18 protein-coding genes and 3 tRNA genes are annotated in these 22,408 nt (G+C 73.6%); 9 read left to right on the forward strand and 12 right to left on the reverse strand.

All coding sequences use genetic code 11. The features are described from left to right. Positions 1–175: 175 nt before the first annotated feature. Together AB0M97_RS09545 and AB0M97_RS09550 are read right to left on the reverse strand one after the other, a co-directional pair. Positions 176–1,624: an FGGY family carbohydrate kinase gene (locus AB0M97_RS09545; protein ID WP_365960186.1), complete on the reverse strand. Its 1,449-nt coding sequence runs from the start codon at positions 1,622–1,624 to the stop codon at positions 176–178. An 85-nt stretch (positions 1,625–1,709) separates the two neighbouring features. Continuing rightward, positions 1,710–2,015 (reverse strand): YtxH domain-containing protein, encoded by a 306-nt coding sequence (locus tag AB0M97_RS09550; protein WP_365960187.1) that lies wholly within the window; start codon positions 2,013–2,015, stop codon positions 1,710–1,712. A gap of 161 nt (positions 2,016–2,176) precedes the next feature. Between AB0M97_RS09550 and AB0M97_RS09555 the strand changes: the two genes are divergently transcribed. From AB0M97_RS09555 to AB0M97_RS09570, 4 genes are all read left to right on the forward strand, one after another. Then, positions 2,177–2,249 (forward strand) — tRNA-Asn (locus AB0M97_RS09555). A gap of 5 nt (positions 2,250–2,254) precedes the next feature. Then, a tRNA-Asn gene (locus AB0M97_RS09560) sits at positions 2,255–2,327 on the forward strand. A gap of 245 nt (positions 2,328–2,572) precedes the next feature. Then, positions 2,573–2,649 (forward strand) — tRNA-Ile (locus AB0M97_RS09565). Between the two features lie 241 nt (positions 2,650–2,890). Next, positions 2,891–3,880, forward strand: a complete 990-nt coding sequence (locus tag AB0M97_RS09570; protein ID WP_365960188.1) for a Gfo/Idh/MocA family oxidoreductase — start codon at positions 2,891–2,893, stop codon at positions 3,878–3,880. A gap of 118 nt (positions 3,881–3,998) precedes the next feature. Here the strand turns inward: AB0M97_RS09570 and AB0M97_RS09575 are convergent, their stop codons facing one another. The 4 genes from AB0M97_RS09575 to AB0M97_RS09590 form a co-directional block, all read right to left on the reverse strand. Then, positions 3,999–5,435, reverse strand: coding sequence for a GH1 family beta-glucosidase (locus tag AB0M97_RS09575; RefSeq protein ID WP_365960189.1), 1,437 nt, complete (start codon positions 5,433–5,435; stop codon positions 3,999–4,001). A 58-nt stretch (positions 5,436–5,493) separates the two neighbouring features. After that, positions 5,494–6,417 (reverse strand): carbohydrate ABC transporter permease, encoded by a 924-nt coding sequence (locus tag AB0M97_RS09580; protein WP_365960190.1) that lies wholly within the window; start codon positions 6,415–6,417, stop codon positions 5,494–5,496. A 13-nt stretch (positions 6,418–6,430) separates the two neighbouring features. After that, positions 6,431–7,426, reverse strand: a complete 996-nt coding sequence (locus tag AB0M97_RS09585; protein ID WP_365960191.1) for a sugar ABC transporter permease — start codon at positions 7,424–7,426, stop codon at positions 6,431–6,433. An 85-nt stretch (positions 7,427–7,511) separates the two neighbouring features. Beyond that, positions 7,512–8,822, reverse strand: coding sequence for an ABC transporter substrate-binding protein (locus AB0M97_RS09590; protein WP_365960192.1), 1,311 nt, complete (start codon positions 8,820–8,822; stop codon positions 7,512–7,514). Positions 8,823–9,142: 320 nt separating this feature from the next. Between AB0M97_RS09590 and AB0M97_RS09595 the strand changes: the two genes are divergently transcribed. Then, on the forward strand, positions 9,143–10,159 hold the full coding sequence (locus AB0M97_RS09595; protein ID WP_365960193.1) for a LacI family DNA-binding transcriptional regulator: 1,017 nt from the start codon (positions 9,143–9,145) through the stop codon (positions 10,157–10,159). A gap of 194 nt (positions 10,160–10,353) precedes the next feature. Here AB0M97_RS09595 and AB0M97_RS09600 read toward each other — a convergent pair whose 3' ends face one another. Beyond that, positions 10,354–11,028, reverse strand: coding sequence for an ANTAR domain-containing protein (locus AB0M97_RS09600; RefSeq protein WP_365960194.1), 675 nt, complete (start codon positions 11,026–11,028; stop codon positions 10,354–10,356). Between the two features lie 281 nt (positions 11,029–11,309). Between AB0M97_RS09600 and AB0M97_RS09605 the strand changes: the two genes are divergently transcribed. Continuing rightward, a complete protein-coding gene (locus tag AB0M97_RS09605; protein ID WP_365960195.1) occupies positions 11,310–12,305 on the forward strand; it encodes an anti-sigma factor RsbA family regulatory protein in 996 nt (331 codons plus the stop codon). Between the two features lie 53 nt (positions 12,306–12,358). On the opposite strand, the gene AB0M97_RS09610 is transcribed toward AB0M97_RS09605, so the two are convergent. From AB0M97_RS09610 to AB0M97_RS09620, 3 genes are all read right to left on the reverse strand, one after another. Continuing rightward, positions 12,359–13,396, reverse strand: coding sequence for a rod shape-determining protein (locus AB0M97_RS09610; RefSeq protein WP_365960196.1), 1,038 nt, complete (start codon positions 13,394–13,396; stop codon positions 12,359–12,361). A gap of 234 nt (positions 13,397–13,630) precedes the next feature. Then, a complete protein-coding gene (locus AB0M97_RS09615; RefSeq protein WP_365960197.1) occupies positions 13,631–14,956 on the reverse strand; it encodes a carboxyl transferase domain-containing protein in 1,326 nt (441 codons plus the stop codon). After that, positions 14,949–16,394, reverse strand: coding sequence for an acyl-CoA synthetase (locus AB0M97_RS09620; protein ID WP_365960198.1), 1,446 nt, complete (start codon positions 16,392–16,394; stop codon positions 14,949–14,951). Before AB0M97_RS09620 ends, AB0M97_RS09615 begins: the two co-directional genes overlap by 8 nt. Positions 16,395–16,765: 371 nt before the next feature. On the opposite strand from AB0M97_RS09620, the gene AB0M97_RS09625 reads away from it, so the two are divergent. Further along, the gene (locus tag AB0M97_RS09625) at positions 16,766–17,641 is read left to right on the forward strand and encodes a hypothetical protein (RefSeq protein WP_365960199.1); all 876 of its coding nucleotides are present in this window, start codon (positions 16,766–16,768) and stop codon (positions 17,639–17,641) included. Here the strand turns inward: AB0M97_RS09625 and AB0M97_RS09630 are convergent. Both AB0M97_RS09630 and AB0M97_RS09635 read right to left on the reverse strand, forming a co-directional pair. Then, positions 17,622–18,239 (reverse strand): hypothetical protein, encoded by a 618-nt coding sequence (locus AB0M97_RS09630; protein WP_365960200.1) that lies wholly within the window; start codon positions 18,237–18,239, stop codon positions 17,622–17,624. The genes AB0M97_RS09625 and AB0M97_RS09630 overlap by 20 nt on opposite strands. Before the next feature lie 124 nt (positions 18,240–18,363). Beyond that, on the reverse strand, positions 18,364–20,418 hold the full coding sequence (locus AB0M97_RS09635; RefSeq protein WP_365960201.1) for a TerD family protein: 2,055 nt from the start codon (positions 20,416–20,418) through the stop codon (positions 18,364–18,366). Between the two features lie 339 nt (positions 20,419–20,757). On the opposite strand from AB0M97_RS09635, the gene AB0M97_RS09640 reads away from it, so the two are divergent. Both AB0M97_RS09640 and AB0M97_RS09645 read left to right on the forward strand, forming a co-directional pair. Beyond that, complete coding sequence (locus tag AB0M97_RS09640) at positions 20,758–21,531, forward strand: IclR family transcriptional regulator (protein WP_365960202.1); 774 nt, start codon at positions 20,758–20,760, stop codon at positions 21,529–21,531. Then, positions 21,528–22,382 (forward strand): SMP-30/gluconolactonase/LRE family protein, encoded by an 855-nt coding sequence (locus tag AB0M97_RS09645; RefSeq protein WP_365960203.1) that lies wholly within the window; start codon positions 21,528–21,530, stop codon positions 22,380–22,382. Before AB0M97_RS09640 ends, AB0M97_RS09645 begins: the two co-directional genes overlap by 4 nt. Positions 22,383–22,408: the final 26 nt, after the last annotated feature.

Raw genomic sequence — 22,408 nt, forward strand, 5'->3', positions numbered from 1 at the left:
CCCAACAGGCGGGTCACGCGCCGTGACGCGACGGCGGCCCCGAACGCCCCCCGGGGGTGCGTCTGCCTCCGCCTACTCGTGCGCCCCGGGCTGCGTCCGACCCTGCTTACCCGGGCACCCCCGGGGCGCGTCCGGCCCTGCTTACCCCAACGCCCCGGAGTGCGTCTGCTCCCGCCTACCCGAACGCCCCGGGGTGCGTCTGCTCCCGCACCGACACGAACTGCCGGCGCACCGCCTGGCCCACCGCCAGCTCCTCGCCCGGCTCCAGCACCTGCGCGACCGGTCCCTGCCAGACCGGCGGGGTGCGCGGGTCGAGGGCACCCTGCGAGACGCCGAGCGCCCAGGCCGCCTGCCGCGCCGCGCCGAGCGCCGCGTAGTCGGCGGGCTGCACCACCACGACCTGCGCCCCGAACAGCGACGGCGCCGCCGCCTGCACCGCGGGCAGCTCGGCCGCCGCGCCCAGCAGGAAGATCCGCCGCACCGCCACGCCCCGGCCGCGCAGCACGTCCAGGGCGTCCGCCAGCCCGCACAGCATCCCCTCGAACGCGGCCCGTGCCAGGTGCTCCGGTCGCATCGACTCGCGCCTGAGCCCCGTCAGCGTGCCGGCGGTGTGCGGCAGCTGCGGGGTCCGCTCGCCCTCCAGATAGGGCAGCAGCACCAGCCCGTGCGCGCCCGGCGTCGACTTCATCGCCAGCTCGGACAAGCCCTCCAGATCGGGCACCCCGAGCAGCTCGGCGGTGCCGCGCAGGGTCCGTACGGCGTTCAGGGTGGTGACGACCGGCAGGTGCATGCCGGTCGCGTCCGCGAGGGAGGTGATCATCCCGTGCTGGTCGACCAGCGCCTCCGGATGCACGGCCATCACCGACCCGGACGCCCCGAGCGACACCACCGCGTCACCGAGCCCGATCCCCAGGCCGAACGCGGCGGCCTGCGTGTCACCGGTCCCGGCGGAGATCAGCAACCCCTCCGGCGTCGTACCGGCGGCGTCGGCCGGACCGATCACCTCCGGCAGCACCGCCTGGTGGCCGAGCGCCAGCTCGACCAGATCGGGGCGGTAGGCGCCGGTCGCCGCCGACCAGTAGCCCGTCCCGGAGGCGCCGCCCCGGTCCGTGGTCCGGCGCGCCGGCCGCCCGAGCAGCTGCCACACCAGCCAGTCGTGCGCCTGGAGCAGCGCGGCCGTGCGCCGGGCGTTGTCGGGCTCGGTCCGGGCGAGCCAGCGCAGCTTGGTCACCGGCTGCGGCGCCTGCGGCACACAGCCCACGGCCTGCGCCCACGCCTCGCGCCCGCCGAGCGCGTCGACCAGGTCGGCGGCGGCGACCTGCGTCCGCTTGTCCGCGCCGACCATCGCGGGCCGCACGGTGCTGCCCTGGGCGTCCAGCGGCACGACCGCGTTGGCCTGCGCGGACACACCGATGGCCTGCACGCCCTCCAGCAGCCCGCCGCCCGCCGCCTCGCCCAGGGACAGCAGCCAGGCCTGCGGATCGACGTCGCAGGGCCGCCCGCCCTCCGGGCTCTCCAGCGGATGCGGGGCATACCCCTGCCGGAGCACGGCTCCCGTGTCCGAGTCACAGACGACGATGCGAGTGAAATCGGGCGCACTGTCCAGCCCGGCGACTATCCCCATGTCCGAAATTCTGCCGCACGCGGGCAGGGCCCGGGGCGCGCCCGTGAGCCGGGCGCGCCCCGGGCCCTGATCCGCGGGGCGGGCCTCAGGTGTTGCTGGTGCCCCAGTCGTCCCCGCCCGTGCCGTTCACACCACGCTCGCGCAGGGTCCGCACCCGCTGGGCGACGGACTCCGGCATGCGGTCACCGACCTTGTCGCTGACCACGTGGTACGCCTTGCCCGCGAAGTGCTTGCCCTGCTGGGCGGCGGACTCCGCGGTATTGCGGACGGCGGGGTTCTGCGCGACCTGGCGCGCTGACTTCATGAGCTGTTCGTAGCGCTCTCGTCCGGCCCTCGTGCCCAGTACATATCCCAGAGCGAGTCCGGCGACGAACGTGAGCCGGTAACGCATGGCGGCCACCCTTCCCTTGCACAGGTCTCCGGTACGGCGTCGGCGCCGGGGAGTACCGATTGGCGGAGCACCCCCCTGCTTGCGCTAATGTATGTGTCGCAGCGAGCGCGCGCCCTCTGGCGAATACCCAGGCAGGCACGATTCGATGCAGAACGAGGCATTCCTCCGTAGCTCAATTGGCAGAGCAGCCGGCTGTTAACCGGCAGGTTACTGGTTCGAGTCCAGTCGGGGGAGCTCGGTCCTCCGTAGCTCAATTGGCAGAGCAGCCGGCTGTTAACCGGCAGGTTACTGGTTCGAGTCCAGTCGGGGGAGCACGCTGAACGAGGACCCCGCCGGGGTCCTTTTTCATGCCCGGTTCCTGCCCGGCCCCCTGCCCGCCCCGTCCGCTCTCCCGTTCATTTTCCGGTCCGGTGGAACCGCGCGGGCCTGCGGCGCAGTCCTCATGACCGTGCGCGTCCTGCCGCGCGCGGCCAACCGGGGCCAGTCGAGGCAGGAGATCGTATGAGCGGCTATGCTGCGGCAGACGGCGCGCACACATGTACGCGACACGCCGCTATGGGGCGGTAGCTCAGCCGGTTAGAGCAGCGGACTCATAATCCGTCGGCCGTGGGTTCGAGTCCCACCCGCCCCACCACTCGCTACGCGGGCAGAACCGTTTCTACCTGCGGATTGGCGGCATTGTCCTGCCAGGCACTCGATCGGGTGTGAGCGCGGGCTCTGCCGACGCCCCCACCCGGCACCCCTCCGCGTCCGCCCTCACTGAAGCCCGCCCTCACCCCTCCCGACCGCATGCCGGACACGGCTCCGCCCAGTGGGAACGTGCCCATAGAGTGACGTCCGAGATCGTGCCGGGGCCCGAGCGCAAGGAGCAGGACGTGAGTGGACAGACCGTACGCTGGGGGATCCTGGCGACCGGTGGGATGGCCGCCGCCTTCACCGAGGATCTGTTGCGGGAGCCGGAGGCGCGTGTCACCGCGGTCGGGTCACGGTCGGCCGACGGGGCGCGGCGGTTCGCCGAGCGGTTCGGCATCCCGCGTGCGCACGGCACCTGGCGGGAGCTGGCCGCCGACCCGGAGGTCGACGTCGTCTACGTCGCCACCCCGCACGCCCACCACCTCGCCGCCGCGACGGCCTGTCTGGAGGCGGGCAAGCCGGTGCTGTGCGAGAAACCGTTCGCGTTGAGCGGGCGGCAGACCCGTGCCCTGGTGGAACTGGCCGACAAGCAGGGGCTGTTCCTGATGGAGGCGATGTGGACGTACGTCAATCCCACCGTGCGCCGCGTCGCGGATCTGGTCGCCGACGGCGCCATCGGTGAGGTGCGCGCGCTGCACGCCTCGTTCGGCGGGCGCGTGACCGTGCCGCCCGAGCACCGGCTGTGGGACCCGGCGGCCGGGGGCGGAGCCCTGCTGGATCTGGGCACCTACCCGGTGTCATTCGCGCATCTGCTGCTCGGCGTTCCCGACAGCGTCACCGCCCACGCGCGGCTGTCCGAGCGGGGCGTCGACGCCCAGACCGGTGTCCTGCTCGGGTACGCCGACGGGGCGATGGCCGTGCTGACGTGCTCGCTGCTCGCCGACGACGAGCGCCGGGCGGTGGTGTACGGCACGGCGGGGCGCATCGAGATACCGGCCGACTTCTACAACCCGCGCTCCTTCGTGCTGCACCGCGACGGCCACGAGCCGCAGACGGTGACCGCCCCGCCGCAGCGCGGCAACGGCTACGGTCATCAGGCCCGGGAAGTGATGCGCTGTCTGCGGGCGGGGCTGACGGAGTCGCCGCTGGTGCCGCTGGCGGGGTCGCTCGCGGTCATGGACACCCTGGACAAGGTGCGGGAACTCGTCGGGGTGCGGTACCCCGGGGAGTGACCGGCGGGCCGGAAACGGGACGGGCCCGCCCCCGCGCCCCGGGTGAACCGGGACGAGGGGGCGGGCCTGCGGTGCGGCACCGTGCGGGGCGGCGTCGGTGTGCCGCACCGGGCCTTGGTCAGGCGCCGGGCAGGACGCCGGTGCGGGCCACCTCGGCGTACCAGCGGGCGCTGGCCTTCGGGATGCGCGTGCCGGTGGGGTAGTCGACGTAGACGGCGCCGAAGCGCTTGCTGTAGCCGTGCGCCCACTCGAAGTTGTCCAGCAGCGACCACAGGAAGTAGCCGCGGACGTCCGCGCCGTCCTGGATGGCCTGGTGCACGGCGGCCAGGTGGCCGCGCACGTAGGCGATCCGCTCGGGGTCGTTGACGTTGCCCTCGGGGTCGGCGTAGTCGTGGAAGGCGGCGCCGTTCTCGGTGATGACCAGCGGCAGTCGGGGGAAGTCGGACGCCAGCCGCCGCAGCAGGTCGTACAGGCCGGACGGGTCGACGGCCCAGCCCATCGCGGTGGTCTCGCCGGGCGGCTGGTGGAACGCGACCCGGTCGGCCGCCGGCCAGGGGCTGTGGGTGCTCCTGCCGTGGCCGTCCGAGGTGTGGGTGCCGCTGCCGTCGGTCTCGGAGACCAGGGTGGGCGTGTAGTAGTTGACGCCGAGGAAGTCCAGCGGCTGGTGGATCTGCCGGACGTCGCCGTCGCGGACGAAGGACCAGTCGGTCAGCCCGGCGGTGTCCTTGAACAGGTCCTCCGGGTAGGCGCCCTGGAGCATCGGCCCGGTGAAGACCCGGTTGGCCAGCGCGTCGATCCGGCGGGCCGCGTCCCTGTCGGCCTCGCGGCCGGTGAGCGGCCGTACGTGGTGGATGTTGAGCGTGACCGAGCACTGGGCGTCGGCGGGGATGCGGTCGCGCAGCGCCTGAACGGCCAGGCCGTGGGCCAGGTTCAGGTGGTGGGCGGCGCGCAGCGCGGCGACCGGGTCGGTGCGGCCGGGGGCGTGCACGCCGGAGCCGTAGCCGAGGAAGGCGCTGCACCAGGGCTCGTTCAGGGTGGTCCAGGTCTTCACCCGGTCGCCGAGGGCGTCCGCCGCGAGGGCCGCGTACTCGGCGAACCGCTCGGCGGTGGCGCGCTCGGGCCAGCCGCCCGCGTCCTCCAGCTCCTGCGGCAGGTCCCAGTGGTAGAGCGTGGCGACGGGCTGGATGCCCTTGTCGAGGAGTTCGTCGGCCAGGCGGCGGTAGAAGTCCAGGCCCTTCTGCACGGCGGGGCCCCGCCCGGTGGGCTGGATGCGGGGCCAGGCCAGGGAGAAGCGGTAGGCGCCGAGGCCCAGGTCGGCCATGAGGGCGACGTCCTCGCGCCAGCGGTGGTAGTGGTCGGTGGCGATGTCGCCGGTGTCGCCGTTGCGGACCCGTCCGGGGGTGCGGGCGTAGGTGTCCCAGATGGAGGGCGTCCGGCCGTCCTCTGCGGCCGCCCCCTCGATCTGGTACGAGGCGGTCGCCGAGCCCCAGAGGAAGCCCTCCGGGAAGGTGCGGGCGGCGTCGGGGGTTGCGGTCTGCTCTGCTGCGGGGACCACGGGGATCCTTTCGGGAAGGGGCACGGGGGGGGATGCGAGTGGCCCGAGGGGCCGGGGGTCAGCCCTTGACGGCGCCCGCCATGATGCCGCTGACGATCTGGCGGCCGAAGATGATGAACATCACCAGCAGCGGCAGCGTGCCGAGCAGCGCGCCCGCCATGATCAGCGACTGGTCGCGGACGTAGCCGGCGCTGAGCTGGGTGAGGGCGACGGGGACCGTCGGGTTGGTCATGTCGAGCACCACGAAGGGCCAGAAGAAGTCGTTCCAGGCGTGCACGAACGTGATCATGAACAGCACCGCCATCGCGGGCCGCGCGACCGGCAGCACGATGCTCCAGAAGATGCGCAGCGAGTGCGCGCCGTCCACCCGTCCGGCCTCGACCAGCTCGTCCGGCAGCGCCTCCGACAGGTACTGCCGCATGAAGAACACGCCGACCGCGCTCACCAGGGTCGGGAAGATCACGGCGGGCAGCTGCTGCGACCAGCCCAGCTCGGACATCATCATGAACAGCGGGACGACACCGAGCTGCGGCGGCACCATCATCGTGCCGATCACCAGCATCAGCAGCACGTTGCGGCCCTTGAACCGCAGCTTGGCGAAGGCGAAACCGGCCAGCGTCGCGAACATCACCGTGGACAGCGCGATGACACCGGCCACGATCGTGCTGTTGATCATGGCCTTGCCCATCGCCGCCTCGTCCCAGGCGCGGGCGAGGTTGCTGAAGAGGTTCGGGCCGGGCAGGAACGGCGGCGGCGTCTCGCTGACGCGGGTGTTGTCCGTCGAGGCCGCCACCATCGTCCAGTACAGCGGGAAGATCGACAGGATCGCCGTGATGGCGAGCAGGACGTAGGCGAGCGGGCCCGCGTGGTGCTGGCGTCCGGCGCGCGGGACGAACAGCCGGAGGCGACCGCGCGCGGCGTGCCGCCCGGAGGAGGGCCGGGCCGGTGCGTTCGTCCGGACCGGGAAGCTTTCGGTGGTCATTGCGGACTCCTGGTCAGGACGTACGGGAGCGCAGGCGCCTGATCAGGCGCTGGGCCACGAAGACGAGGACGAGCAGCAGGAACATCGCCCAGGCGACCGTCGCCGAGCGGCCCATCTGGTAGTTCTTCCAGCCCTCCTCGTACAGCAGCAGGCCCAGCGTCTGGTACTGGTTGTCCGCGCCGCCCGAGATGCCGTTGGGGCCCTGCCCGAAGATCAGCGGTTCGCCGAACAGCTGGGTCGCGCCGATCGTGGAGAGCACGATGGTGAAGACGATGGTGGAGCGGATCCCCGGCACGGTGACGTGGGTGAACTGCTTCCAGCGGGACGCGCCGTCGATGGCGGCGGCCTCGTACCGGTCGGCGGGGATGGCCTGCATGGCGGCCAGGTACAGCAGGGCGTTGTAGCCGGTCCAGCGCCAGATGACGATGGTGGAGATGGCGGCCTGGGCGGGCCACTTGTCGGCCTCCCAGTTCACCGGGTCCACGCCGACCACGCCGAGCGCCCAGTTGATCATGCCGAAGTCGCGCTCGAAGAGCATGGTGAACACCAGGGCGGCGGCGCCCACCGACGTGGCGTACGGCACGAGTGAGGCGACGCGGAAGAACAGCGAGCCGCGCATCCGGTAGTTGAGCAGGTGCGCCAGGCCCAGCGCCATCAGCAGCTGGGGGACCGTGGACAGCACGCCGATGGTGACGGTGTTGAGCAGAGCGTTCCAGAACCGCGAGTCGTTCCACAGCTCGACGTAGTTGTCGAGCGCCACCCACTCCATGACGTCGAGGGTGGCCAGTTCCACCCGGTGCAGGGAGATCCAGGACGTGTAGACGAGGGGGTAGAAGCTGAACGCGGCGAACACGACGAAGAACGGGGCGACGAACGCGTAGGGTGCGCCCTTGACGTCCAGCCGGTGCAGCAGCGCGCCGCGCCGCCGGCCGGCGCCGTCGCCTGCCGGTCCCGGGGGCGGGCCGCCGGGCCCTGCGCCGGCCTGGGCCTTGGTGGTGGAGATGGCCACCGGACTTCCTTCCTGAGAGCAGATGCGTGAGCCGGGCCCCGGGCCCGCCGCAGGTGCGCGGGCCCGGGGAACCGAGGGGCGAAGGTCAGCCGACGGCCTTCTCGATGCGCTCGGCGGTGGTCTTCCACGCCTCGTCGCGCGAGGCGCCCTGCTGCTCGATCAGGGTCAGGCCCTGGGAGAAGGTGTCCTTGATCGTGCCGTCCTTGCGGCCGAGGACCTGCTTGTCCGGTATGTCCTGCGCCGCCGCACCGAAGATCTGGCCGATGGGGGCGCCGTTGAAGTACTCCGAGGTGACGTTCTTGACGTCGGGCATCTCCAGCGCCTTCTGCGAGGACGGGACGCTGCCCTGCTTCTTGAAGATGTGGGCCTGCTGCTCCGGCGCGGTCAGCCACGCGACGAGCTTCTTCGCCTCTTCCTTCACCGGGCTGTTCTCGACCACGCCGAGGAAGGAGCCGCCCCAGTTGGCGCCCTTGGGGGCCTTGGCGACGTCCCACTTGCCCTTGTTCTTCTCACCGGCCTTCTCACCGATGTGGCCGAGCATCCAGGCCGGGCAGACGGCGGTGGCGAAGGTGCCGTTGGCCAGTCCGGGGTCCCAGCCCGGCTGGAACTGGCGGAGCTTGGCGCTCAGGTCGTTCTCGGCGGCGTCCGCGGCGAGGTTCCAGGCCTCCTTCACGGCCGGGTTCTTGTCGTAGATCAGGTCGCCGTTCTCGTTGTAGTACTGCTCGGGGTAGCCGTAGACCATCGCGTTGAACAGGCCGCTGGCCGCGTCCATGTAGGCCACGCCCTTGCCCTTGAAGTCCTTCTTGAAGGTGCGGCCGACGTCGACGTACTTCTTCCAGTCGCCCTCCCACAGCTTGGCCACCTCGTCGCGGTCGGTGGGCAGGCCGGCCTTCTCGAAGTAGTCCTTGCGGTAGCAGACGGCCATCGGGCCGATGTCGGTACCCAGGCCCAGCACCTTGCCGTCCTCGGTGGTGATCTGGGACTGCTTCCACGGCAGGAAGTGGTCGGTGCCCGGCACGTCGGAGAAGTCGGCGAACCTCGCGGCCTGGGTGTCGACGATCTCCTTGGCCCGGCCGATCTCGATGCCCTGGATGTCCTTCAGGCCCTTGCCCGCGGCGAGCCGGGTCTGCAGGGCGGTGTAGTACGTCTGCTCGTCACCGGCCACCTCGGCCTTGATGTCGACGCCGGGGTTCTCCTTCTCGTACTGCTCGAGCAGGCCGGTCTCCTTGAAGCCCATCACCCCGTACATGCCCATGGTGATGACGACCTTGCCGTCCTTCTTGCCGCCGCCCGTCACCGAGTCGTCGCCGCTGCTGCAGCCGGCGACCAGCGAGAGCGCCCCGACGGCGGCGACCACCGCCACCGCCTTGGTGCGCATCGATCGGTTAGTGCCCATGGATCTCCTCCTAGCGAAGGCGCTGACACATCGGAGTGACGAGTTCTGCGATGACAGCGGCTCTGATGGGGGTGGGAACGTGCCCAACTCTGGATGGGCACGTTCCCACCGCGGTTGGAAGACTCCTGGTAGCGAGCGAATCTGTCAATGACTTGAACGCAAATGGCACGCACTGCTCCGCACGGGCTTTTGTTCCGAGCCCGTCCGGGGGGTGCTGCGCACCGGGCGGCGTCTGTCAGAATTGCCGTCGGCGTCTGTCAGACTTGCCGCTGGTCATGTCCGCGGCCGACGTGTCGCGGTGAATCGCAGCGGAGGAGAGCATGGCCGGCAACCGCCGCCCCACGATCAAAACGGTCGCCGCCCGTGCCGGGGTCGGCCGGACGACGGTCTCCCGTGTCGTCAACGGCTCGGATCTGGTCAGCGCCGACGCGCGGGCCAGGGTCCTCGCCGCGATCAAGGAACTCAACTACGTCCCGAACTCCGTCGCCCGCGGCCTGGTGACCAACCGCACCAACGCGGTGGCCCTGGTGATCCCGGAGTCGGAGAGCCGGCTCGGCTCCGAGCCGTTCTTTGCCGCGCTGATCAGGGGCGTCAGCGGCGCCCTCGCCGAGACCCGCACCCAGCTGCAGCTGATGCTCGTGCGCGACCAGGCCGAGCGGAACCAGCTGACCGAGTCGGTGGCGACCCGCCGCGTGGACGGCGTGCTGCTGGTCTCCGTGCACGCCGACGACCGGCTGCCCGGCGTCCTGGAGGAGATGGGCCTGCCCACGGTCCTGGCCGGCCGCCGCGACGCGCGCGAGCGGCTCAGCTACGTGGACTCCGACAACGCCGGAGGCGCCACAGCGGCCGTACGGCACCTGCTGCGCAGCGGCAGGACCCGCGTCGCCACCATCACCGGCCCGCTCGACATGGACGTCGGCCGCAGCAGGCTCGCCGGCTGGCGCGCGGCCCACGAGGAGGCCGGGGTCGCGGCGCCCGAAGACCTGGTGGAGAACGGGGACTTCACCGAGGAGGGCGGCGGCCGGGCGGTGCGTTCGCTTCTTGAACGGGCCCCCGATCTGGACGCCGTCTTCGCGGCCTCCGACCTCATGGCGGTCGGCGCGCTCGCCGAACTGCGGCGCCTGGGACGGCGGGTGCCCGGTGACGTCGCCGTCGTCGGCTTCGAGGACTCCGTCCTCGCCCGGCACACCAACCCGCCGCTGACGACGGTCCGTCAGCCCGTGGAGGAACTGGGCCGCACGATGGCCCGCATCCTGCTGACCGAGATCGCCGAATCCGGCGCGTCGCGGCAGCAGATGACGCTGCCCACGGAACTGGTGGTGCGGGAGTCCTCCTGAGGGCCGGCGGCGCCGGTTGCCGTGGGCCGGGGTCAGCGTGGCCGGGGGTGGGGCTTCTCGTGGAGCCCGGGGCAGCGAGGGCCGAGGTGGAGTGCCCGGTGGGCCGGGGGCAGCGGCGGCTGGGGACGGGGCGCCTCGCGGGGAGCCGGGGGTCAGCGGTGGCCGAGGGCGGGGCGCCTCGCGGGGTGCCGGGGTCAGCGGTGGCCGAGGGCCGTGCGCAGGGCGCGGCTCAGGTGCGGGGGCAGCGGCGGGCCGTCCGGCTTGGCGCCGGCCGTGAGGGCCTCGGCGACCGTGCGGAGCTTGGTGTTGGACAGCTGGGACGTCTCCCGCAGGATGTGCCAGGCCTCGTCCGACGTGCAGGCCTGGGTGGCCATGAGGATGCCGCGCGCCTGGTCGATCACCGGACGCGAGGCGATCGCCTGGCGGAGCTGGTCCACCTCTTCCTGGAGCACGTGCAGCTGCTCGGCGCGCTCCTGGGCCACCGCCGACGTGGTGAGGGTTCCCGGGGCGGGGCGGGTGTCGCCGCGCAGCGGGTCGGTGGTGTCCAGCCCGGCGAGTTCCAGGATGCGGAGCGGCTGGCCCTGCCAGTTCGCGGTGGTCACCGTGGTGCCGTGCCGGTGCCGGTGGTCGTCGAGCACGTCCAGGAACTGCAGCCCGGCCGTGTCCATGAAGACCACGCCGCTCATGTCCAGGTCGATCCGGCGGACGGTGTCCGGCAGTGCGGCCAGCTCGTCGGCGAGGGCGTCCGCGCATCCGTGGACGAGTTCACCCCGCGGGCTGAGCGTCGCCCGCCCGTCCGGTTCCACGCGGCGGTCGAACGCCGGCGTGTTCAGCCGCCTTGCGAGAGAGGAAGATGCCGCAGAGGTCATGTCACCGCCTTGTCGTACTGTCGAATATCTTGTACGGGACGGGGCCCGCACGTCCCCCGTCACCCGGGGTACACGGATGCGGGAAACGCTGCGAACGGGGACGGCATCCGCGTGCCCGGGGGCTGGTCTTCCGCCTGCCCGCCGGATGGCGTAGTACACCCCGGACGGGGAATGACCCGCGACCGGTCGGGTACGTGCGGCCCAGCCCGCGAGCAGCGCGTGCGGGGGAGGGAAGCCGGCGTTCCGGTGCCCTGTCTGTCGGCGATCGAGGTGTCTGTGTCATGAGTGCTGTGGCCGACCCCGGCGACCTCTCGGGGACGCTGGGGCCACGCGGACCGGCCGGAACGGCGGCGTCCCCCGGGCCGTTCGCCCATCCCGCCCTGTTCTACCGGGACGAGCGGGAGTACCTGGCGGGCACGGTCGCCTTCGTGCGCGACGGACTGGAGGCCGGCGATCCCGTGGCCGTGGCGGTGCCCGGCGAGCATCTGCGGCTCATCCGGGACGCCCTCGGCGAGCACGGCCGGGCGGTGCGGTTCCTGGACATGCGCGAGGCCGGACGCAACCCCGGCCGGATCATCCCCGCCGTGCTGCGCGCCTTCGCCGACGCGACGCCGCCCGGCCGCCGGGCGCGGATCATCGGCGAGCCGATCTGGCCCGGCCGCTCGGACACCGAGTACCCGGCCTGCGCCCAGCACGAGGCGCTGATCAACGCCGCCTTCCAGGGCCGCGCGGCGACCATCCTGTGCCCCTACGACGCCCGCCGCCTCGACGCCCGGGTCCTCGCCGACGCGCACGCCACGCACCCCACCGTCATCCCGGCCGGAGCCGGACGGGAGCGGCCCAGCGCCGCCTACGACCCCGAGGGCGTCGTGGCCCGCTGGAACCGGCCGCTGCCCGGCCCGCCGAGGGCCCTGACGTACGCCTTCGACGCGAAGACCCTCACCCGGGCCCGGCATGTCGCCGTCGGCGAGGGCGAGCGGCTCGGGCTGGTGGGCGTGCGGCTGGAGGACGTGGCGATCGTGACGGCCGAGCTGACCACCAACAGCGTGGTGCACGGCGGGGGGTCGGGCGTGCTGCGGGTGTGGGACGAGGGGGACGCGGTGGTGTGCGAGGTCGTCGACCGGGGCCGGATCACCAACCCACTGGCCGGCCGCCTGCCCGCCCCCCGCGACCAGCGGGGCGGCCGGGGGCTGCTGCTGGTCAATCTGGTGGCCGACCTGGTCCGGGTGCGCACGGGTGAGGAGGGGACCACGATCCGCTGCTGGTTCTCCCGCTGACGGGGCCGGTCCCGCGCCCGGCACCGGCCCCGCGCGGCAGCCCGGAGAGGGGTTCAGCCGGCCATCGGGTCGAGGACCATCGGCTCGATCTTGCCCTCCAGCATGGCGCCCAGGCCCTGCACCGCGCACACGTCCGGGCGTTCCGCGATGTGGACCGGCATGCCGGTCGCCTGCCGCAGCATCGCGTCCAGGCCGGGCAGCAGCGCGCTGCCGCCCACCATCATGATCCCGCGGTCCGCGAGGTCGGCCACCAGATCGGGCGGGCAGTCCCGCAGCACCTTGCCGATGCCGTCGAGGACAGCGGTCAGCGGGGTCTGGATGGCCTCCCGGACGGCGGCGGTGTCCACCCGTACGGAACGCGCGAGGCCCGTGGCGACGTCCCGCCCGTGGATCTCCGTGGAGGCCGGGCCGTTCGGGGTGAGCCCGTTGCCGGACAGCGCGAGCTGGAGGGGGCGTACGGACTGGCTGGGCAGGACCAGTTCGTGCTGCTGGCGCAGGTGCTGGACGATCGCGTGGTCGACCGCCTCACCGCCGACGGGAATGCGCTCGGCGGTCACGATGGAGCCCAGGGACAGCACCGCGACCTGCGTGGCGGCGGCCCCGCACACCATGATCATGGTGGCCTCGGGCCGTTCCACGGGCAGTCCGCAGCCGACGGCGGCGGCGATGAGGGTGTCGACCAGTTCGACGCGGCGCGCCCCGAGGCCGACGAGCGTCTCGATCGTGGCGCGCTGGGCGAGCGGGTCGGCGTCGTGCGGGGTGCAGGCGGCGGCCCGCAGCCGGGGCTTGCGGCGCAGGGCGCGGCGCATCTTGTCGCCGAGCAGCTGCCGCAGCATGCGCTGCGCCATCTCGATGTCGACGACCGAGCCGCCGGAGACCGGGCGGACGACGCGGATGTAGCCGGGGGTGCGGCCCGTCATCTTCTCCGCGAACTCGCCGACCGCGATGAGCGCGCCGGTCCTGGTGTTGACGGCGGCGGCGGACGGCTGGTCCACGACGAGCCCGGCGCCCTTGACGTACACCCGCGTCCGCGCCGCACCGAGGTCGACGGCGAAGTGGCAGCGGCGCAGCTGCTCCAGACTGGCGGTCATGGCGGTTCCTCCCGAGAGCACAGACCGTGGGGCCACCGGGGTGGGGGGCCTCCCTCGCATCGTGCGGGCGCACGGGCGGGGGCGCATTTCTGAGGGGGCCGGGCGGGGTGCGGCCGAACGGGGGGTTTTGCGGGGCGACCGCCGTCCACCCTCGCGAGCCGACCATCACGCCCCCGCGCCCCCCCGTCAGCCCGTGGACCCTCCGCCAGTCCGCGCCCCGCGCCCCCGCCCAGCTCACGACAGCCCCCGGATCACCCCCAGCTCCGCCAGGTCCTGCGGCCGGATCCGGAGTTGGCCGGCGATGGCGGGGGCCTCCCCGGGTGGGCGTTTCAGGATGGCTGCCGCCAGTTCCGGGGCGATGACCGAGAAGTAGCTGTCCGGCGTGGCCCACGTGTTGCCCGGCGCGGCCAGCGCCAGCGCGCCGCCCGAGCCGCCCTCGCCGATCACCAGCGTGGTGACCGGCGTACCCGCGGCGGCCACCGCGCCGAACAGGTCCGCGACGGCGGGGCCCACGCCCTGCCGCTCGGCCTCCCCGTCGTTGGCGGCGCCCGGCGTGTCCACCAGCGTCAGCACCGGGATGCCGAGCCGGTCCGCGAGCCGGATCAGCCGGGCCGCGGTGCGGTAGCCGGCCGGGCGGGTCGCCGTCCCGGTCTGCGCGGCGTACGCGACGGTACGGCCCTCGTGCTCGCCGAACCCGCACAGCATCCCGCCCGGATCGGTGCCGCCGCAGCGGTCGCCGCTGAGGGCGACACGGCGCGTGAAGTAGGCGTCCAGGTAGGCCCCGGCGCGCGGCCGGCGCGGCGAGCGGGCCCGCCGTACGGCGTCCCAGCCGGTGTCCGGCAGGCCGGTCGCGCCGAGCGGCCGGGGCGGCGGCGCGGGGTCGGCGGACGGCGAGGTCAGCAGCCGCAGCCACAGCGCCAGCGTGTCCCGCAGCTCCCCGGGGGCCACCACCGCGTCCGCCGAGCCCGCCGCGACCTGCGCCTCGGCCGTGTACGCGGCCGGGTCCGCGTCCGGCGGCCGGACCCGCGAGCCCGCGAAGCCGACCTGCGCGCCCGGCAGCGCGAGGGTGACGTCCGCGCCCGCGCCGAGGGTGGCCCAGCCGCCCCCGGTCGTCGGGTCCCGCACCACCGCGATCTGCGCCAGCCCCGCCCGCCGGGTCAGCTCCGACTGCCGCGCCGCGCGCTGGAGTTGGGTGAGGGCGAGCATGCCCTCCTGCATGCGGCTGCCTCCGGTGGCGACCAGCGGCACGACCGGCAGCCGGTGCTCACGCGCGTACGTGTACGCCGCCTCCAGCCGGTCCCCGGTGCGTTCGCCGAGCGAGCCGCCGAGGAAGCCGAACTCGAACGCGGTCAGCACGGCCCGCACGCCGCCCACGTGCCCGGTGCCGCACACGACGGACTCCTCCTCGCCGGTCCGCCCGGCGGCGCGGGCACGGGCGGCGTCGTAGCCCTGCCAGCCGAGCGGGCCGTCGGGTCGGAACTCGCCCGAGGGGCGGGGGAGTTCGGCGAAGTCGTCGGTGACGAGGGCGAGCGTGGCGCGGGCGGAGCCGCGTTCAGTCATGGCGCAGCGTCCGCTTCATGATCTTCCCCATGTCGTTGCGGGGCAGCGCGCCGAGGTGGTGCAGGACCCGGGGCCGCTTGTGCGGTGCGAGCCGCCGGGCCACGTGACCGGCCAGCTCCTCCAGCGTCGGCGGTGCCTGCGGATCGGCCGGCACGACCCACGCGACGATCCGCTCGCCCAGGTCCGGGTCGGGCTCCCCGGTGACGGCCGCCTCCCGCACCCCCGGATGCTCCAGCAGCGCGTTCTCGATCTCCCCGGCGCCGATCTTGTAGCCGCCGCTCTTGATCAGGTCGGTGGCCTTCCGGCCGACGATGCGGACGTACCCGTCGGGGTCGCGGACCGCCATGTCACCGGTCCGGAACCAGCCGTCCGCCGTGAACGCCGCCGCCGTCGCGTCCGGCCGGTTCAGGTACTCCGTGAACAGGTTCGGGCCGCGCACCTGGATCTCCCCGACGCTCTCCCCGTCGTACGCCGTGATCTGCGTGCCGTCGTCCTCCACGAGCCGCAGCTCGACGCCCGGCAGCGGCTCGCCGACCGTGCCGGCGCGCGGCTCGCCGTCCGCGCGGACGCTGGTGTTCATCAGCGTCTCCGTCATGCCGTACCGCTCGACGACCCGGCGGCCCGTCGCCGCCGCGATCCGCTCGTGGTCGTGCACGGGCAGCGCGGCCGAACCGGACACCAGCAGCCGGGCCCGGCCCAGCGCCTTGGCCAGCTCCGGGTCGTCCGGCAGGGTCTCCGCGATGCGGTGGTACATCGTCGGCACCCCGAACAGCATGGTGGCCCCCGACCCCAGTTCCGCGGCGACCCCGGCCGTGCTGAACCGCCCGAGGTGCCGCACCGCCCCGCCGCGCCGCAGCGGGCCCAGGATGCCCAGCACCAGCCCGTGCACGTGGAACAGCGGCAGCCCGTGCACCAGGACGTCGTCCCCGGTCCACTGCCAGGCGTCGGCGACGGCGTCCAGGGTGGCCGCGACGGCCCGGCGCGGGATGACGGCGCCCTTCGGCGGGCCGGTCGTGCCGGACGTGTAGACGACGAGCGCCGGGTCGCCGTCGCCCGCGCGGTCCTCCGGCAGGGGTCCCGTTTCCCGTATGTCGACGTCGACGCGTTCCAGGCCCCGCAGCGCGGCGGGCAGGTCGTCGCCGGGGGCGGCCAGGACCAGCGAGGGGGCGCTGTCGGACAGGATGTGCCCGAGTTCCTTCTCGCCCGACTTCGGGTTGAGCGGCACGGCGGGCACCCCGGCGAGCAGCGCCGCGACCACGGCGACGCCGGTCTCCATCACGGGGGTCGCCCACACCGCGACCCGCCCGGCCCCGCCGATCCGCCCGGCGAGCGCGCCGGCGGCGGCGCCCAGCTCCCCGTACGTCAGGGACCGCTCCCCGAACCGCAGGGCGGGCCGGCCGGGCGGGCCGTCGGTCAGGGCCGGGAAGAGAGTGGACACGCGTCGGACTCCTTAGCTGCCGGGGACCGGCTGTCGTGAACGGTGTGCGGTCTTCGTCCGCAGGCCTACCCACGCCGGGCTCGACCATTAAAGCCGGACGGGCGGACCGGCCCGGGCTGTTAGCCTGCCGCACGGTCGCCCGCCTTGCGGTTGCCTGCCGCACGGTCACCTGCCTTGTGGTTGCCTGCCGCACGGTCGCCAGGCCACTCGGTCGCCTGGTCCCGCGGTGTGCCTGCCGTACGGCCGCCTGCCGTGAGGCCGGCTGTTCGCCCCGCCCGTCAGCCGGGCGGCCCGGTCCGTCAGCCGTCCGCCGGGCGGCCCGTCCGCCGGCCCGGCGTCCCGTCCGATCACCCGCCCCGGAGGAGCCCTCCATGCCCCGCATCGCTCTCGTCACCTGCCGCCCCGGCCCCGGCGTCAGCGCCGACCCGGATCTTCCGCTGCTGGTGGGGGCCCTGCGGGAGGCCGGGGCGGAGGCGTCGGCGCCGGTGTGGGACGACCCCGGCGTGGACTGGGGCGCCTTCGACCTCGCCGTCGTACGGTCCACCTGGGACTACAGCTGGCGCGCCGCCGAGTTCACGGCGTGGGCCGACGCCTGCGGGGAGGCCACGCGGCTGCGCAACCAGGCCGGGGTCGTCCGCTGGAACACCGACAAGCGCTACCTCGGGGAGCTGGCCGCGGCCGGGGTGCCCGTCGTGCCCACCCGGTACGTCGCCCCCGGTGACCCGCTCGGCCTGCCCGACGGCGACCACGAGTACGTCGTCAAGCCCACCTCCGGGGCGGGCGCCCGGTTCGCCGCGCGGTACGGACCCGGCGAGCGGGAGACGGCCGCCGCGCAGGTCGCACGGATGCACGCCGAGGGGTTCACGGCGATGGTCCAGCCGTACGTCGGGAGCATCGACACGGACGGCGAGCGGGCCCTGGTGTTCCTCGACGGGCGGCTGCTGCACGCCGCCCGCAAGGGGGCCGTCCTGGTACCCGGCACGCCCTACGACGCGCAGAAGGTCGCCCACCCGGGTCTGGAGGCCTGGACGCCGACCGCCGCCGAAGTGGCCGTCGCCGAACGGGCCCTGGCCGCCGTACCGGGCAGGCCGGAGCTGCTGTACGCCCGCGTCGACCTGGTGACCGGCCAGGACGGTGAGCCGGTGGTGATGGAGCTGGAGCTGGTGGAGCCGAACTTCTTCCTGGCGCTGCACACGGCGTCGGTGCCGCGGGTGGTGGCGGCGCTGCTCAGGGCCGCTCGCCGCTGACCGCCGTCCGCTGGAGCAGGCCCCAGGTGAACTCGGCGGCCACCTCGTGCCGCACGCCCCCGCGGTCCGGCGCGGTGAAGGCCAGGCCCCAGCGGGTGGGGGCCGAGCCCTGGAGGGGGCGGGCGGGGGAGAAGGCGCGGGCCGCCTCGTCGATGGTGCACGACCAGGGCGTCAGATCCTCCAGGGCGGTGAGCGTGGGCGGCCGGGCGCCCGGCGCGCGGACCAGCCACTCGTTCCAGACGCCGCCGTCCGGCGCGAGCAGCACCTCGAAGCGCAGGTCCGGCCAGAGCGGCAACCGCCACAGGCGGGCCTCGCAGTCCAGGTCGCCGACCCGGCGCCGCTCCACCGCCTCGGGCTCGCCCAGCACCGAGCGGTACCTGCTCGCGGCCGACCGGGAGCGCGGGGAGCGGACCATCGCCTGCCAGCGCCGGTTGGCCTCCCGCATGTCCGCGACGGACGCGCCCAGCTCGTGCCGGGCGCCCTCCACCAGGTCCGGGTTGTGATCGGCCATGCGGCGCAGCAGCACCAGCTGGAAGTCGGCCGGCGTGAACGGTCCGGCGGGATGGGCGGGGCGCTTCGCGGAGGACATGCGTCCCATCGTCACCCACCGGTCCGCACGGGCGACAGCGAAACGGCCACCGCCACCGGCATCCCCGGTAGCGGTACGGGCACCGGCGTCACCGGCCCGGCACAGCCACCGGCACTCCGGGCCGTCCCCGCGCTCATCCCGCCTCGGCGGGCTCCCGGGAGGAGCTGCGCCGGGGCGCGGGGCGGTCGAGGTGGACCACCACGGTGCTGTAGAAGCGCTGCACGGCATCGTCCACGCTGCGGATGAAGCCGGTTTCGGCGTTGCCGCGGCTGTTCCCCATGCCCTTGAAGAGGGACAGGCGGAAGCCGGTGATCCCCACGGCGGCGTCCTTCGGCAGCATGTCGGCCGGTTCCGGACGCAGGCGTTCCAAGGTGCCCCGGGGGCCACCGGTCGCGGTGTCGACCAGCGTTTCGACGTGCAGGTCGGCCGGTGCCTCGGCGAGGCGGCGGACGAGGCGCTTGGCCCAGGACAGCGGGTAGCCCTGCTCGGGTGCCGGGATGTCGACGGACGTGCGCAGCTTGCCGGTGCGCAGGTCCGCGGCGATGCCGATCAGGCCGGGGGCGTCGTCGATGCGCAGCTCGGCGTGCAGCCTGCCGTCGAGGCAGAGCTGGTCGGCCAGCAGGGCGCGGCGGGTGCCGGGGTCGGTGCCGCGCCGGGTGCGCTGGACCGGCAGCACCTTCTGCCCCAGTTCGCCGCCGAGCCGCAGGCACACCTGCCGGACGAGACGCTCCCAGCTCTCGACCACCTGGAGGGCGCGCGCGTCGCCCTGGCAGAGGGTTTCGGTGTCGATGCCGTTGCGGACCGGGACCCAGGCCGGGCCCATGTTCTGGAAGCCGTGGCAGCCGGAGTTCTCGTGCTGGAGGTAGTGCAGCAGTTCCTGGAGCAGCCACGCGTGCGCCGCGTTGCCCACGCCCTCGTGGCGGATCAGCAGCTGCGCCTGGTGGGTGACTTCGGCCCAGGACAGGTGCCACAGGGCCACCTTGTGCTTGCGTCTGCCGTCGGTCTTCACGTCGACCAGCGGACTGCCTTCCAGCGCGACGTCGTTCGAGAGCGTGACGACGGCCTCGTAGCCGCGGCGGGCGGCGATGTCCATGTACGCCTGCACCTGGTCGGACCTGAGCGCGTTGCCGTTGGTCTTGGTCTCCACCAGGGCCGTCCACAGCTTGCCGGCCCGCTCCACGCGGATCACGCCGTCGGGGCGCCGCGGGGTGTCGCCGTGCGCCAGGGTGACCTCGGTGAACGTCTCCATGCGGCCGGCCGGGGCGCCGAACGGCGCCGTGAGCCTTCTGCCGAACTCCGGCACCTGCGCCATCACCGACAGCAGCACCGACGTGGCGCGGGTCTCGCGGTCCCGGTCGCTCTTGAGGACGGTGAGGGGAAAGAGCCGGGCGTCGTTCCAGGACTCGTTCTCCGCCAGGGACCGCTTGACGGCCTTCGGCAGCGTGACCTTCTTCTTCGCGGTGCGCGGACGCGCGGCCCGCTTGCGCGCGGGCGGCTCCTCGGCGGGGCGGCGCGGCGCGGGCACGGCCCCCAGCAGGGACGGCGGCCCGGCCACCGCTCCGGTGTCCGCGGGCGCCGCGCCCGGCCGCTCCGCACCGTCCGTGTCCTGTGCCGCCGCCGCTGCCGGATCCGCGTCCGGGTCCGCCGCCGCGTCGTCCTCGATGTCGACGCCGAAGTCCGAGGCCAGTCCGGCGAGACCCGTGTCGTAGCCCTGGCCGACGGCCCGGAACTTCCACTCCTGCGCGCGCCGGTACAGCTCGCCGAAGATGATCGCGCTCACCGCGTCCGCGTCGTCGATGACGAAGCGCAGGAGGGCCTCGCCCGCCGCGTCGGCCAGGGTGGCCCGCACGTTCTCCAGCTCGCCGAAGCGGGCGCCTTCGTACCGGCTCGCCGCCACCACGATCCGTTCGACGCCGGCCGGTACGGCGGTCAGGTCGAAGCTGATCTGGTCCTCGCTGCCGTTCGCGGTCGGCTTCTTGCCCAGGAGCTGGACGCTGCCGTCCGCGGCGACCGGGTTGTTGTAGAAGAAGAAGTCCGCGTCGCTGCGCACCTTGCCGTCCGCGTCCAGCAGGAGCACCGACACGTCCGCGTCGCCCTCGCCGTTCTGGCTGGCCCACTCGAGACTGAGGATCACCGAACCGGCGCTCTCGCTCAGCGACGACAGCGCGACGTTCGACCCCTTGACCATGACCTGCACAAAACCCCCCAAAATCCCCAACTCACGGCATGAGGCTCTCCCGTTGCCCCGGCCGTCTGCCGTGCGACCCACGTGAACCGATGCGAACCGACGCGAACCGATGTGACGCGTCGCACATGGAGGACTGTAATGCTCAACTGGTGCCGGTGTGCGGCATGTCCGGAATCGAGGCCCCCGGACCGGGATCTCCGCCGAGGGGGCCCGCGTCCTCCGATCCGCCCCCGCCCATTGCCCGGCAAAACGCGATGTGACTAGCCTGTGTTCGTCATGCCGATCGCCTGTTGAAATCTCGAACGCAGGCGCCTGAGACTTATTAGGGAGGGGCCGGTCGTGGGACGACTCGTACCAGCCGTGACCCGGGCTCTCGACATACTCGAGCTCTTCCTCGACGGAGACGGGACGCTCTCCGCACCCGACATCGTGCGCAGGCTCCAGCTGCCCCGCACCACGGTGCACGAGCTGGTCACCACACTCGCCGCCCGGAAGTACATCGTCCAGGTCCAGGGACAGCCCGGACGGTACCGGCTCGGCGTACGCCCGTACCAGCTCGGCGCCCGGTACGCCGAGCAGCTCGACCTCGCCGCCGAGGGGCAGCAGGTCGCCCGGACCGTCGCCGAGACCTGCGACGAGACCGTGCACGTGGCGATCCTGGAGGACACCGACGTCATCTACATCGCCAAGGTCGACTCCACGCACGCCGTGCGCATGGTGTCCGCGGCCGGGCGCAGGCTGCCCGCGCACTGCACCTCCGTCGGCAAGATGCTGCTGGCCTCCCTCCCGGAGCACGAACTCGCCGCGCGCATCCCGGACGACGCCGAGCTGGCCGGGATGACACCGAACAGCATCACCGACCCGGCCGTGCTGCGCGAGGCCCTCGCGGAGATCCGGCAGCGCGGCATAGCCGTGGAGAGCCGGGAGTCCAACCCGGACGTCTCCTGCGTCGCCGCGCCCGTGCGCGACCGCACCGGGCAGGTCGTCGCCGCGCTGTCCATCTCCGTGCCGATGATCCGCTGGAGTGAGGACCGCCTCGCCGAGCTGCAGGAACTCGCCGTCAAGGGCGCCGCCGACCTGTCGGAGCGGCTCGGCCACCGGAGCGTCGCATGAGCGGCTACGAGGTGGCGGTACGGGCCGAGGCCACGCTCGGCGAGGGGCCCACGTGGGACGCGGCGGCCGGACGGCTGCTGTGGATCGACATCCTCGGCTCCCGCGTGCACGGCTACGACCCGGCGTCCGGGCGGCGCACGGTCCGTACGACGGAACAGCACGTCGGTGCGGTCAAGCCCCGCGCGGGCGGCGGGCTGGTCCTGAACCTCCGGGACGGCATCGGCCTGCTCGACCCCGACGGCGGCTTCCGCTGGCTGCACCGGGAGACCGTCCCCGGCCGCCGCGCCAACGACGCGGCCGTGGCACCCGACGGGGCGCTGTGGGCCGGGACCATGCGGTACGACGAGGCGCCCGGCGGTGGCACGCTGTCCCGTGTCACCGGGGACGGCACGGTCGAGGTCGTCCTGCCCGGCGTGGCCGTCAGCAACGGCACCGGGTGGAGCCCCGACGGGCGGCTGATGTACTACATCGACTCACCCACGCGCCGCGTCGACGTCTTCGACTACGACGGGGACGGCGGCGGGCGCGTCTCCGGCCGGCGTCCGCTCGCGGAGATCGAGGAGGGCGCGGGGTTCCCCGACGGCCTCACCGTCGACGCCGACGGCTGCGTGTGGGTCGCCCTGTGGGACGGCGCGGCGGTACGCCGCTACACGCCGGACGGGGTGCTGGACCGGGTGATCGAGCTGCCGGTGCCGCGCGTGACCGCCTGCGCCTTCGGCGGCCCCGGCCTGACCGACCTGTACGTCACGACGGCCCGCGTCGGCCTTGACGCACCCGGACCGCTGTCGGGCTCACTGCTGGTGGTCCCGGGCGCGGGGCAGGGCCTGCCGCAACCGCCGTTCGCGGGCTGAGCTGCCCGCCGGCCGACCGGTACGGC

Source organism: Streptomyces sp. NPDC051207, from assembly GCF_040682395.1.
Lineage (GTDB): Bacteria > Actinomycetota > Actinomycetes > Streptomycetales > Streptomycetaceae > Streptomyces.